Annotated in this window: 14 protein-coding genes; 3 read left to right on the top strand and 11 right to left on the bottom strand. The window is 66.8% G+C overall.

Features of this window, described 5'->3' with window-relative positions; translation table 11 throughout:
• Positions 1 to 205: 205 nt before the first annotated feature.
• Both WDM94_15040 and WDM94_15035 read right to left on the bottom strand, forming a co-directional pair.
• On the bottom strand, positions 206 to 412 hold the full coding sequence (locus WDM94_15040; protein MEJ0013892.1) for a hypothetical protein: 207 nt from the start codon (positions 410 to 412) through the stop codon (positions 206 to 208).
• 379 nt (positions 413 to 791) lie between these two features.
• Positions 792 to 947 carry a hypothetical protein gene (locus tag WDM94_15035; GenBank protein MEJ0013891.1) on the bottom strand — a complete coding sequence of 52 codons (156 nt, stop codon included), beginning with the start codon at positions 945 to 947 and terminating at the stop codon, positions 792 to 794.
• Between the two features lie 365 nt (positions 948 to 1312).
• Here WDM94_15035 and rpmB point away from each other — a divergent pair, with 365 nt between their 5' ends.
• Complete coding sequence (gene rpmB / locus WDM94_15030) at positions 1313 to 1612, top strand: 50S ribosomal protein L28 (protein ID MEJ0013890.1); 300 nt, start codon at positions 1313 to 1315, stop codon at positions 1610 to 1612.
• Positions 1613 to 1685: 73 nt separating this feature from the next.
• Here the strand turns inward: rpmB and WDM94_15025 are convergent, their stop codons facing one another.
• The 3 genes from WDM94_15025 to cobT form a co-directional block, all read right to left on the bottom strand.
• Positions 1686 to 2375, bottom strand: a complete 690-nt coding sequence (locus WDM94_15025) for an outer membrane beta-barrel protein (GenBank protein ID MEJ0013889.1) — start codon at positions 2373 to 2375, stop codon at positions 1686 to 1688.
• Positions 2376 to 2633: 258 nt separating this feature from the next.
• On the bottom strand, positions 2634 to 3656 hold the full coding sequence (locus WDM94_15020) for an esterase-like activity of phytase family protein (protein ID MEJ0013888.1): 1023 nt from the start codon (positions 3654 to 3656) through the stop codon (positions 2634 to 2636).
• Positions 3653 to 5557, bottom strand: coding sequence for a cobaltochelatase subunit CobT (gene cobT, locus WDM94_15015; protein ID MEJ0013887.1), 1905 nt, complete (start codon positions 5555 to 5557; stop codon positions 3653 to 3655). Before cobT ends, WDM94_15020 begins: the two co-directional genes overlap by 4 nt.
• A 60-nt stretch (positions 5558 to 5617) precedes the next feature.
• Here cobT and WDM94_15010 point away from each other — a divergent pair, with 60 nt between their 5' ends.
• Entirely contained in the window at positions 5618 to 5869 is a 252-nt protein-coding gene (locus tag WDM94_15010) for a hypothetical protein (GenBank protein ID MEJ0013886.1), read from the top strand.
• Positions 5870 to 5875: 6 nt separating this feature from the next.
• On the opposite strand, the gene cobS is transcribed toward WDM94_15010, so the two are convergent.
• Positions 5876 to 6856: a cobaltochelatase subunit CobS gene (gene cobS / locus WDM94_15005; protein ID MEJ0013885.1), complete on the bottom strand. Its 981-nt coding sequence runs from the start codon at positions 6854 to 6856 to the stop codon at positions 5876 to 5878.
• A 66-nt stretch (positions 6857 to 6922) separates the two neighbouring features.
• Complete coding sequence (locus tag WDM94_15000; GenBank protein ID MEJ0013884.1) at positions 6923 to 7546, bottom strand: J domain-containing protein; 624 nt, start codon at positions 7544 to 7546, stop codon at positions 6923 to 6925.
• 56 nt (positions 7547 to 7602) lie between these two features.
• On the opposite strand from WDM94_15000, the gene WDM94_14995 reads away from it, so the two are divergent.
• On the top strand, positions 7603 to 7875 hold the full coding sequence (locus tag WDM94_14995) for a BolA family protein (protein MEJ0013883.1): 273 nt from the start codon (positions 7603 to 7605) through the stop codon (positions 7873 to 7875).
• On the opposite strand, the gene WDM94_14990 is transcribed toward WDM94_14995, so the two are convergent.
• The 4 genes from WDM94_14990 to aroB form a co-directional block, all read right to left on the bottom strand.
• The gene (locus WDM94_14990; protein MEJ0013882.1) at positions 7872 to 8378 is read right to left on the bottom strand and encodes a hypothetical protein; all 507 of its coding nucleotides are present in this window, start codon (positions 8376 to 8378) and stop codon (positions 7872 to 7874) included. The two genes, WDM94_14995 and WDM94_14990, sit on opposite strands and share 4 nt — an antisense overlap.
• A gap of 119 nt (positions 8379 to 8497) precedes the next feature.
• Positions 8498 to 9646 carry an NAD(P)/FAD-dependent oxidoreductase gene (locus tag WDM94_14985; GenBank protein MEJ0013881.1) on the bottom strand — a complete coding sequence of 383 codons (1149 nt, stop codon included), beginning with the start codon at positions 9644 to 9646 and terminating at the stop codon, positions 8498 to 8500.
• 337 nt (positions 9647 to 9983) lie between these two features.
• The gene (locus tag WDM94_14980; GenBank protein MEJ0013880.1) at positions 9984 to 11324 is read right to left on the bottom strand and encodes a CNNM domain-containing protein; all 1341 of its coding nucleotides are present in this window, start codon (positions 11322 to 11324) and stop codon (positions 9984 to 9986) included.
• Positions 11321 to 12454: a 3-dehydroquinate synthase gene (gene aroB, locus WDM94_14975; protein ID MEJ0013879.1), complete on the bottom strand. Its 1134-nt coding sequence runs from the start codon at positions 12452 to 12454 to the stop codon at positions 11321 to 11323. Before aroB ends, WDM94_14980 begins: the two co-directional genes overlap by 4 nt.
• Position 12455: the final 1 nt, after the last annotated feature.

Genomic DNA, 12455 nt, shown 5'->3' with positions numbered 1-12455 from the left:
AAACGATCTGGACCGCGCGATGAGTCCCGATCCGTTCTCCCCCACATGTGGTGGGCGGTTACCGGAGACAAGACTCCGGTCACGATGAACGTCTGTCTTCGCCTTGGATTTCCTGGGTTCCGTTAAGCTGCCGGTGCGGTTGACGCGGCCTCACCGCGTGCCGCGACTCGCTGTGGAAAGCCTGTGGATAACTTGTGGATAAGTCTTAACCGGCGTTCGCCTGCTGCTCGCCGGCGGTGACGTCGAAACTGCGCGCGCTGATGACGAGGTCGCCGACCTTGGTGCCGATGAGGATGCGCGTCGGCACGAGGTAGCGGGTGCCGGCAACCGGCGACAGCCAGATCTCGAGGCGCTGGTTGTCGGCCATGTAGGCGACGTCGTCGTCGCCGGTGCGGTGGCCGGCGACCGGCACGTAGCGGGCGGCGCAGACAGAACCTTGCCGTCGCCATTGCCGTTCCGCGTCTCCTTGTAGGACAGGCGGATGTCGAAGCGCTTCCAGCCGTCGAAAACGTGCACGACGCGGTTGCAGGCACGGTTGCCGTCGGGCGCATCGGACGGCTTGTCCATCGCCACGACGAAGGCGCCGACGGGATCGACGACGTTCTGCCGGGCTTTGCGCAGTGAGCGGCACGCGGTCGGAGGCCTTGGGCAGGTTCGGTATCGCCTGCAGGCCGACGATGGCGCCGCCGCGCATGGGTCATCGAGACGCTGGTGGCGAAGCCGCTCTCGCTGGTCTCGAGGTTATAGGACGCCGGCAGGACGCTGTTGCCGCTGATGCGGCCGGAGCCGGGCTAGCGTGCGCGCGCGTCGGAAACGAAGCGGCTGACGCCATAGGTCGAGCCGGCGATGGCGGCGGCGTAGCCCTTGTCGGTGAAGCGCGCCTTGACGTCGGCGCGGCCGATATTGATCCCCGAGATGGCGATCATATAGGTGGCCTGGAGCGTCACCCCGGCGCCGGACGACGCGGATACGGGGGCGCCAAGCGTGGCAAGGAGCAAAAGCCCCCCCGGCAAGGATGCGACCGCCCTTTGCGGCGATCGCGGGAATTGCCCTCGCGCCATAGACCCCAACTGCTTATTGTTCAGCCGGCTTCTCCCGGCTTCTCCCCTTACCCCTAACCGCAACGGGGGTAACAGGGTCATACTTAGGCCAGTTCGCCGAGGCCGTCACCCCGGCGGAGCGGAGCCGTCCACGGCCAATTTCCTTGACGCGGAATGCCGGCATCACTATACGAACGCAGCCTTCCGGCGGGATTTGGCGGCTTTGCCGCGCCTCCGAGGCGCAATCCCTTGGAAAACGAGGATTATTCGAGATGTCACGGCGTTGCGAACTTTCCGGCAAGGCGGTCCTGACGGGCAACACCGTCAGCCACGCGAACAACAAGTCGCGCCGCCGCTTCCTGCCGAACCTCAACCAGGTGACGCTCATCTCGGACGCGCTGAAGCAGAACGTGCACCTGCGGATCACCTCGCACGCGCTGCGCTCGGTCGAGGCGCGCGGCGGGCTCGATGCGTTCCTGCTCAAGGCGCGCGACACCGATCTGTCAGCGAAGGCGCTGAAGCTGAAGCGGCAGATCGCGAAGAAGACCGAGGCGGTCGCCGCGGCCTCGTAAGCATCGGCAACGGCTGGAAATTGCAAACGGCGCCTCGCGGGCGCCGTTTTTCGTTTTCGGATATGCGAGCCGGCTAGAAATGCAGGTTGAGCCCCGCGCGGACGGTGCTGCCGGAGTCGCTGCCCGTTGACGAGAAGGGCTGCCCGGCAAACCAGGTGTGGGGTCCGTGCTGGGTGTAGAGGTACTCGACCTTCACGCTGATCTTGTTCGTAACGGCCTGCTCGATGCCGCCGCCTGCGGTCCAGCCCCACAGCGTCGCCTGATCGTGAAGATCGCCTGCGGTCACATCGACCTTGTTGTGCGCCACGGCGACGCCGCCGGCGGCAAACAACAGCGTGCGATCGAAAGCGAAGCCGACGCGGCCGCGAAGGTTGGCGGCGAGATCGACGGTGGCGGTCACGGTGTTGTTGGGCGGCGGCGGGAAATTGGCGTTGCCCAAGTTGTCATCGACCGTGTCGGTGATGTTGGCGAATGTGGCATCCGCTTCCAGGCCGACGACGAGGCCGCTGTTGTACTGGTAGTTGGCGCCCACTTCGATGCCGCCGCCCCAGCCGTGCGGATTCTGGGTGTTGATGGGCAAGAGAATCAAGGCGTTGTCATAGGTCTGCGGCGCCGAGCCCCAGGAGTAGCCGCCCTGCAGGCCGACGTAGACGCCGGTCCAGCTATAGGCCGCGGCGGGCGGAGGTGTCGGTGCTGGCTCGAAGGTACCAAGGTCGGCGGCGTGCGCCGCTGCGCCAGACAGCACGACTGATGCTGCTGCCACGATCCAACTCTTCATCGCATTGCCTCCGGAGAATCCTGCGGTGGATGTTGGCGATGAAAAGTAAATTAATGCTGAGATCGCAACACCCATCCGCACGGGCAGTTCTGACAAGGTGGCAACCATCGCGAGTCTTGCTGTGCTCGGTGGGCTCGAAACCGACGTGTTATCGCCGCGGCCGCCGCGCCTTTCTGCGACCTGCGCCAGCCTGTGGCTCGCGCGCCACTTGTCCGTGTGGCGGACACACAAGAGCGTGATCGGCTACTGCGTGGCGGTGGGCGCCACGAGCTTGAACTGCAGCAGGATCGAGCGCTGTAGGAAGCCGTGGTTGTCGTCGGAGACGATGTCGAGCAGCGTGTCGCCGGTCGCCGACGTGCGCACCGCCAGGCCTTCCATGTTGTCGATCTGGAAGGTGTTGTCGGCGACGATCAGCGTCGTGCCGTCGACGGTGGCGCCCGGCTTGATGCTCGCCGCCGCGATCTCGCGAATGCGCATGGCAAAGCCGCCCATGTACGAGAAGCGCCGCTCGAGGATGAGCAGGTCGCCGTTCGGCAGGAAGTTCGCATCGGAGATGTCGAAGTCGTCCGAGCGGCGGATCTGGAACGGGCCGGGCCGGGCGCCGTCGAGGATGAAGCCGCGATGGTTGCCGGCGCCGTCCAGCGAGCGCTCGGCAATCGCGATCGTCGCGCCGGCCAGCGAACTGGCGGCGGGCGCCACGGCCAGGGCTTCCAGGCCCTGGTTGCGCCGGAGGCCCGCGACGAATTTCGGCAGCGGCGGATGGGTCGGCGTGGCGGCGGCGAAGTCGGGGCCGGCATAGCGGCGGACCGCGGCCTTCTGCTCGAAGGAGACGAGCGCCGTCTCGCGCCCCGCGCGGTTGACGATGCGCAGGCTCTCGGCATCGGTCGAGACTTTGTTCGGCGCGGGCTGGCCGTTGTCGCCCAGCATCACGCCGATCTTCGGCTCGGCGAGGTCGACCAGTTCGTCGCCGTCCTCGACCAGCCGCGCGGTCAGCCAGAAGCCGGTATCGGCGATGGCGACGATGCGGCCGTCGGCGGCAAAGTCGAGGCCCGACCACGAGCCGAAGTTGCCGTCGGTGGAATACATGGCGAAACCGCCGCGATATTCGAGTGCGCCGAAGCGGGTTTCGCCGGTGCTGAGCTTGAAGCGCGGGATCGGCACCGTGCGGACGTCGAGGGCATGGAAGCCGGGCGGCGTGATCTCGGGCGCGGCGGCGGCGATGGCCGTCGCGGCAAGGACGGCGGCGACCGCTACGATGTGTTTCATTGCAGCGTGGCGCGGCGTGGACGCGATGGAGCGCGGGTGGGCGCAGCAGTGCGCTCGTCGAACAGCTCGGCGAGCTTGTCGGTCATCGCGCCGGCCAGCTCCTCGGCGTCGACGATGGTGACGGCGCGGCGATAGTAGCGCGTGACGTCGTGGCCGATGCCGATGGCGATCAGCTCGACCGGCGAGCGAGTCTCGATCTCCTCGATGACGTGGCGGAGGTGGCGTTCCAGATAATTTCCCGCGTTGACCGACAGCGTCGAGTCGTCGACCGGCGCGCCATCCGAAATCATCATCAGAATCTTGCGCTGCTCGGGCCGCGCGACGAGGCGGGCGTGGGCCCAGGTCAGCGCCTCGCCGTCAATGTTCTCCTTGAGCAGCCCCTCGCGCATCATCAGGCCGAGATTGCGGCGGGCGCGGCGCCAGGGCGCATCGGCGGCCTTGTAGACGATGTGGCGGAGATCGTTGAGGCGGCCGGGATTGCCCGGCTTGCCGGCCTGCAGCCATGCCTCGCGCGACTGCCCGCCCTTCCAGGCGCGCGTGGTGAAGCCCAGAATCTCGACCTTGACGCCGCAGCGCTCCAGCGTGCGCGCCAGAATATCGGCGCAGGTGGCGGCGACCGTGATCGGGCGCCCGCGCATCGAGCCGGAATTGTCGAGCAGCAGCGTCACTACGGTGTCGCGGAAGTCGGTGTCGCGTTCCGCCTTGAACGACAGCGGATGCATCGGGTCGGTGACGACGCGCGACAGGCGGGCGGCGTCGATGACGCCTTCCTCGAGGTCGAAGTCCCAGGCGCGGCTCTGCTGCGCCATCAGGCGGCGCTGCAGGCGGTTGGCGAGGCGGCCGACGGCGGATTGCAGATGCGCGAGCTGCTTGTCGAGATAGGAACGCAGACGGTCGAGCTCGGCGATGTCGCACAGCTCTTCGGCCTTCACCGTCTCGTCGAACTTGGTGGTGAAGGCGTGGTAGTCGATCATCGGCGGCAGGTTCGACCACGGCGTCTCGGCGCGGCGGGCCTCGCCGGCCTCGCGCGCCTCGGTCATCTCGGAGTCGTCGATCATCTCCTCGGCTTCCGCCTCGCCGGCCTCGCCTTCGCCGGCGTCGGTTTCCTCGGCGGAGGCATCGACTTCCTCGGCGCTCGACGAGTCGGAACCTTCCGATGAATCGGAGGCGCCCTCGGCGTCGTCTTGCGGCTGGTCGTTCTCCTCGCCCTCCTCGGAGTCGTCGCCCTTCTCGGAGCCGAGCTCCTCGCCCATCTCGAGCGCCGTAAGAATTTCGCGGACGGCGTCCGCGAAGCGCGGCTGGTCGTCGATGGCGCCGGTCAACTGCGCCAGGTCGCGGCCGGCGCGTTCCTCGATCCACGGACGCCAGAGGTCGACGATCTTTTTCGCGGATGGGGGCGGCGCATCGCCGGTCAGGCGCTCGCGCACCATCAGGGCGACGGCGTCTTCCAGCGGTGCATCGGCGCGGTCGGTGACTTCCTGGTAGTTGCCGCGGTGGTAACGCTCCTCGAGCATCGCGGTGAGGTTCTTGGCGACGCCGGCCATGCGGATCGAGCCCAGCGCCTCGACGCGCGCCTGCTCGACGGCATCGAAGACGGCGCGGGCGTTCTTGCCCTGCGGCGCGTTCTGGCGATGCACGGCGGGATCGTGGCAGGCGAGGCGCAGCGCGAGGGAATCGCCGATGCCGCGGGTGATGGCGACGTCGGCGGCGGTGAGCTTGCGCGGCGGCTCCGGAATGCGCGCCTTCAGGCCGGACAGCAGCGGCCGGTCGGCGGCGAACGTCACCTCAAGCTCGGGCTTCCCGGCAATGGCGCGCACGCAGCCGACCACGGCCCGCTTGAAGGGCTCGCTCGGTCCTTCCTGCGGTTTGGTACGGGGCGCGGGATCGTTCGGGATGGCCATTTCGGTCGTGCTTTATTCGACTAGGGTAGGAGCTTATATTGATGCGACAGGAGCAATCTCGTGGCTGAGCCGGAAAATCAAACGCTTCACATCCTGCGCGAAATCCGTGCTGCCTTGCAGGGCCTGGATCGCAAGACGACATCCGGCTTTGAAGCGGTCGACGCCCGCTTCGGGAAGGTCGAGGCCCGCCTTGGGAATATCTGGCAGGCGCTCAACGGCGAAAGCATTCTTGGGCGTTATGCGGTCGCGGATGTCGAGCAGCGTCTCGAGTCGCTTGAAAAGCGACTCGCCGATCTCGAAAAAGCCGACTAGGTCCACTTAGCTCATCACCACGTTCGCCGTCGACTCGGGCAGCTCCGCGTTGAACGAGCGCTGGTAGAATTCGGCGACCAGGCTCCGTTCCAGCTCGTCGCACTTGTTGACGAAGGTGACGCGGAAGGCGAAGCCGACGTCGCCGAAGATTTCGGCGTTCTCGGCCCAGGTGATGACCGTGCGCGGGCTCATCACGGTCGAGATGTCGCCGTTGATGAAGGCGTTGCGGGTCATGTCGGCGACGCGCACCATCTTGGCGATGACGGCGCGGCCCTTGTCGTCGCGCCACTTCGGCACCTTGGCGGCGACGATGTCGACCTCTCGGTCGTGCGGCAGGTAATTGAGCGTCGTGACGATCGACCAGCGGTCCATCTGGCCCTGGTTGATCTGCTGCGTGCCGTGATAGAGGCCGGAGGTATCGCCGAGGCCGACGGTGTTGGCCGTGGCGAACAGGCGGAAGCTCGGGTGCGGGCGGATGACCTTGTTCTGGTCGAGTAGCGTCAGGCGGCCGGAAACTTCCAGCACGCGCTGGATGACGAACATCACGTCGGGGCGGCCGGCGTCGTATTCGTCGAAGCAGAGCGCGATGTTGTGCTGGAGCGCCCACGGCAGGATGCCGTCGCGGAACTCGGTGACCTGCCGGCCTTCCTTGAGGACGATGGCGTCCTTGCCGACCAGATCGATGCGGCTGATGTGGCTGTCGAGGTTGACGCGCACCATCGGCCAGTTGAGGCGGGCGGCGACCTGCTCGATGTGCGTCGACTTGCCGGTGCCATGGTAGCCGGTGACCAGCACGCGGCGGTTGCGGGCGAAACCGGCGAGGATGGCAAGCGTGGTCTCGCGGTCGAACAGGTAGTCCGGATCGGTATCCGGAACGTGCTCGTCCGGCTCGGAATAGGCCGGAACCTCGAGGTCGGTATCGAGCCCGAAGACCTGGCGGACCGAAATCTTCATGTCAGGCAGGGGCGAGGCGGCAACTTCAGTCATGGCACATCCGATGCGCCGTCAGGCGCGACGTGGGTTTCAAGGAAAATGGCGCGATTAGCCGCCGTATTAGCAGAAACCGGCGGCTTTCAGGTAGTGGTAGGCTTGGATGATCTGTCGCAGGCGGTCCTCCGACGAGCGGTCGCCGCCGTTGGCATCCGGGTGGAGCTGCTTCACCAGCGCCTTGTAGCGGGCCTTGATCTCGGTGCCGCTTTCGCCGCCTTCCAGATCCAGCGTCGCGAACGACCGCCGTTCAAGATTACGCAGCGGCCGGCTCTCCGGTTCCACTTTCTGCTCGCGGGCGCGCCGGTCGCCACTCCCGCCAAAGACGCCGAACGGGTCGGAAAACGCCGCCGCCCAGGCGCGGTTGGGGTGGAATTTCTGCGCCTCGACGCTGTCGGCGTTGACGCCCATCGTCCAGGTCGGCCGGTGCCCTATGTTGGCCGAGCGCTGGTAGGCGACGACGTCGTCGTCCTTCATGCCGGCGAAGTAGTTGTAGGACTTGTTGTACTCGCGCACATGGTCGAGGCAGAGGTTGTAGTACTGGCCTTCGCGGTCGCGGCCCTTGGGCGCCCGGTAGCCTCCAAGATTGCCGCAGCCGTGCCATTCGCAGGGACGGGTGTCCGCTGCCACGGCAGGACCTTCCTCCGGGCTGATCCGGATGCGGTCGAAATACTTGGAGTTCAGATTCATCGCCGGATTATGGTCGCCGTTGGCGCCTCCGACAAGGCGCCCGCAAGGAGAGCGCAATGACGGTCGCTGAGAGGATCACGGGGAAGTTAACCGAGGCTTTTCGCCCGGTAGAGCTCAAAGTGGTGGATGAGTCCCATCTGCACAAGGGCCACGCCGGACACCGGCCGGAAGGCGAAAGTCATTTCCGCGTGAGGATCACGGCCGAGGCGTTCCGCGGCAAGACCCGGGTGGCGGCGCACCGCATGGTTTACGACGCCCTCAAGGGCGAAATTGCCGAGGGACTGCACGCCTTGGCGATCGTAGCGAAGGCGCCGGAGGCGGGCGCCTAGCCCTTCTTGTTGTAGACCAGCCAGGTGGCGAGGTCCCACGCGTCGCGGATGCCCAGAAGCAGCAGCGCCATCGCTCCCAGCGCGACGCCATATTCGGCGAAGGCGGTCTGCTGCCACACCATCCATGCCGTGACGAACAGCCAGACGTGGCCGATTGCCGGCAACACTCCGTAAAAGACGTAGTCGCTCCAGTGCGTGGCCGTGAGCTTGCCGCTTGCCAGACGGTAGAATGCGGCGACCGCACTCATGATCCCGACGACGGTTGGAACGGCGATCGTCAAGGCCATCGCCGGCGCCGGCAGCGTGGTCACTACCGCGGCGCAGCTGATCACCAGCACCGTGACGAAGTGGAACACGGTGGGCGACAGAAACGTCCGTTGGACTGCCGTCACCCGGGCGGTCTCGGCCTCGCCCGACAGCGTGATGACGACGAACAGCAGGCCGATCAGCGCGCCGGCCGACGAGCCCACCATCAGGTAGTACGTTTCCCATGTCTCAGGCATGGGAGCGATGTTACGCGACGGGCTCCGGATGGAAAAGATGCGTCGCATCTCACTCCACGTCGTCCCCGCGAAGGCGGGGCCCAGTAGTCGCTGGCTGTGCGTCAGACGCCCGGGCGTCGTTACTGGATGCCCGCCTTCGCGGGCATGACAGCGGGGGGATGCTGACGCTGTTCTTCGATCCAACGCAGATACGCCTCGCGGTCGATGCCGGCGTCGTTGCGGCGGTGGAAATAGAGCCGCTCGGCGATGCGCCGCATCGGGGCGGAGGCGAGCGCCATGTTGATGAGGAAATTCGGCGGCGCGAGGTCGAGGGCGTAGCGCAGCGCGCGCTTGGCGGCGAAGCGGGGCACCTCGCGGGCGAGTGCCACCTCCGGCGCGGCACCGCCGATCTGGAGATGATCGGCGATCAGCGATGCGGCGCGGCGGCCGTACTTGAAGGCGAGGCGGATGCCGCCGCCGGTCATCGGCGAGACCCAGCCGGCGGCATCGCCGACGAGCAGCACGCCGGGCGCCGAGGTGCGGGCCAGCGGCCCGCCGCACGGGATCAGGCCGCTGCGGCGTCCGACGACGCGCAGTTTGCTCCAGCCAAAATTTTTCTCCGTCCGCGCCATGAAGCCGGCGAGGTCGGGCTTCACGCCGTGGCTGACGGCGAGGCCCAACTGGATGATGTCGGGGCCGGGTGCGGCCCAGGCAATGTAGCCCGGCGCCAGTTTCGAGTCGGCGAAGCAGTGGAGGAAGCGCGGGTCGATGGAGTCGTTGGGCTCCAGCTCGACTTCGAGGCCGGTGAGGAAGCGGCGGTTTTGCGACAGGCCGAAGGCTTCGGCGACGCGCGAACGGGCGCCGTCGGCGCCGATCAGGTAGCGCGTGCTTATGTCGATGTCGTTGAGGTGGATGATGGTGCCTTCCCGCGTCGCGCCGGTGAAGCGCGTGGCGTAGAGGATCTGTGCGCCGGCCTCGCGCGCCTCGCACGCCATCCAGCGGAGCAACTCGGCGGTGTCGGTGGTGAAGAAGGCGTAGCCCGGCGAGAAGAGATCGATGCTTTTGAGATTGGGTGCGTAGAGGCGGACGCCCGGCACGCGCCGTGTCAGGCGGTGCGGGATGTCGATTTCTTCCATCGCTTCGCGGACGAGGATGCCGGACGTGTGGACGCGGGCGCCGGCTTCGCGCTTGGCCTCGATCACAGCGACGGACAGGCCGCGCGAGGCGGCGGTCTTGGCGGCGGCGAGGCCCGCGAAGCTCGCGCCGACGATTACGACATCGAATTGCATGAGAGTCGCCCCCAGTTTGGATGGGGAGATTTCACCTCGGGATTGCGGCTGATTTTCGCTGGCGTTGCGGCGAAGCGGTGGCGGCCACACACACTCCGCTTCCCCCGCGAAAGCGGGGGTCCAGGTAGCGCGCTAAGCGAGGTCGCGAGTTCGGGTCGGCACCTGGGTCCCCGCCTTCGCGGGGAAAGCGGGGAGGCAACGGCCTCTCCCCAACTCTGCTCTGCTTCCCCGCGGAGGCGGGGGTCCAGGTCGTGTGCGAAGCGAGGCGGTGTGTTCGGGTTGGCACCTAGTCCCCGCCTGCGCGGGGAAAGCGGAAAACTATTATTCGCGGGGGAGACTAGGAGGCCGCGGCCGTCGCCTGTGCCTTCGGCTTCACCTGATCGACCGCCGTGATCCTGAGCGCCGTGATCCGGTTGCGGTTGCGGCGGAGCACCTGGAAGCGGAAGCCGTGGAAGGTGAACGCCTGCCCCGGTTCCGGGATGATGCGGGCTTCGTGGATGACGAGGCCGGCGATGGTGGTCGCTTCCTCGTCGGGCAAGCTCCAGCCCATGACGCGGTTCAAGTCGCGGATCGGCACCGAGCCGTCGACGTTGACCGAGCCGTCGGGCTGGCGGCGGATGCCTTCGGCGGTGACGTCGTATTCGTCGGCGATGTCGCCGACGATCTCCTCCAGAATATCTTCCAGCGTCAGCAGGCCCTGCACCTCGCCGTACTCGTCGACGACGAGTGCGATGTGCAGCTTGCGCTTCAGGAACGCGTTGAGCTGGTCGGTCAGGCTCGTGGTGTCGGGGACGAACCACGGCTTCTTGATGATCGTGCGGATGTTGATCTGCGAAAGATCGCCGCCGACGTTCTTCATGCGGGAGAGCAGATCCTTCGCGTGGAGGACGCCGATGATGTTCTCCGGCTTCTCTTCCCACACCGGCACGCGCGTGTAGGCGCTCGCCACCACCTCATCGACGATCTTCTCGATCGGGTCGCCGACGTTGATGGTCTGCATGCTGGTGCGATGGACCATCACGTCGGCGACTTCGAGCTCGCCGAAGCGGAAGAGATTGTGGATGTACTCGGCCTGCACCTCCTCGACCTTGCCGTGCTCTGCGGAGACGTCGACCAGGCCCTCGATCTCGTCCGTCTCGAGGATTTCCTGGTGCGAGCCTTCGCGCACGCCGAGCATCGCGAGGATGCCGCCGGCGGCGTTGTTGAGCAGCCAGTTCAACGGATAGAAAATCACGAACGAGACGTGCAGCGGGTAGGCGATCCACTGCGCCACCGGCTCGGGTTCGCGGATCGCCAGCGTCTTCGGCACCTGCTCGCCCAGCACGATGTGCAGCGAGGAGAAGACGAGGAAGCCGACAAAGAAGGCGGTGAAATTCACCGCCGACACCGGCAGGCCGAGCGGCAGGAGCAGCGGCTCGAGGATCGCGGCGACCGTCGGCTCGCCGACCCAGCCAAGGCCGAGGGACGCCATGGTGATGCCGAGCTGGCAGCAGGCGAGATAAGCCTCGACGTTGCGCAGCATGCGCTGCGTCAGTTTCGCGGCGAAGCGGTTCTCGTCCGCCATCGAATCGATGCGGTAGCCCTTCGATTTCACCAGCGCGAATTCGGCGGCGACGTAGAAGCCGTTGGCCGCGAGCAGGAAGAACGCGAGCAGCAGGTTGAGGGCGGAGCCGCTCATCCGCGCGTCTTCTTGTCGAGGAAATCGGTGACGGCGGTCGCCGGGATGTCGTTGGCGATGAACGCCCTGCCGATGCCGTGGGTGAGGATGAAGGTCAGCTTACCGCGCGTCACCTTCTTGTCCTGATGGATCAGCTCCATCAGGCGCGCCGCGACCATCGGCTCGCCGGGAATGTCCTGGATGCGCGTCGGCAGGCCGACTTCCTGGTAGTGCGCGATGACGCGCTCGGCGTCCTCGGGCGGGCAGAGGCCGAGGCTCGCCGAGAATTCGTGGGCCAGCACCGTGCCGATGGCGACCGCCTCACCGTGCATCAGGCGATCGGAGTACCCGGCGGAGGCTTCCAGCGCGTGACCGAATGTGTGGCCGAGATTGAGCAGTGCGCGCACGCCCTCGTCGCGCTCGTCGGCGGCCACTGTCACCGCCTTGGCCTTGCAGGCGATGGCGACGGCCTGGTCGCGCTCGGGCCAGCCGGCGGCCATGGCGCGCCAGTTGCCCTCCAGCCACTTGAAGAAGCCGGCGTCGTTGATGAGGCCGATCTTGGCGACCTCGGCGTAACCGGCGTTGAACACGCGGGGGGGAAGCGAGTCGAGCAGCGCCGAGTCGGCCATGACCAGCGACGGCTGATGGAAGGCGCCGACGAGATTCTTGCCGCGCGCCGAGTTGATGCCGGTCTTGCCCCCGACGGAGGAATCGACCTGCGCCAGCAGCGTGGTCGGCACCTGGACGAAGCGCATGCCGCGGCGGACGATTGCCGAGGCGAAGCCGGCGAGGTCGCCGACGACGCCGCCGCCCAATGCGATGACGATGTCGTTGCGCTCGACGCGGCTGGCGAGGATGGCGTCCACGACCTTGGTGAGCTGCGCGAAGCTTTTCGATTCTTCGCCGGCCGGCACGACGATCGTCGTCTGGTCGATGCCCTTGGCGCGGAGACTCGCCTGCAACTCGGGCAGGTGGAGCTTGGCCACCGTCTCGTCGGTGACGATCGCGGCGCGCACGCCCGGCAGTCGCTTCAGGATCTCGTCGCCGACGCGCTTGATCAGGCCGCGGCCGATGAGGATGTCGTACGAGCGCGGGCCGAGTTCGACCTTGACGGTAACCGGCGTGCGCGTGGGCGCTGCCACGTCGGCCATG

The organism is Bauldia sp. (assembly GCA_037200845.1).
Taxonomy (GTDB): Bacteria; Pseudomonadota; Alphaproteobacteria; order Rhizobiales; family Kaistiaceae; genus DASZQY01.
The sequence above is the reverse complement of the archived record's forward strand: the minus strand, read 5'-3'. Positions and strand labels throughout refer to the sequence as shown.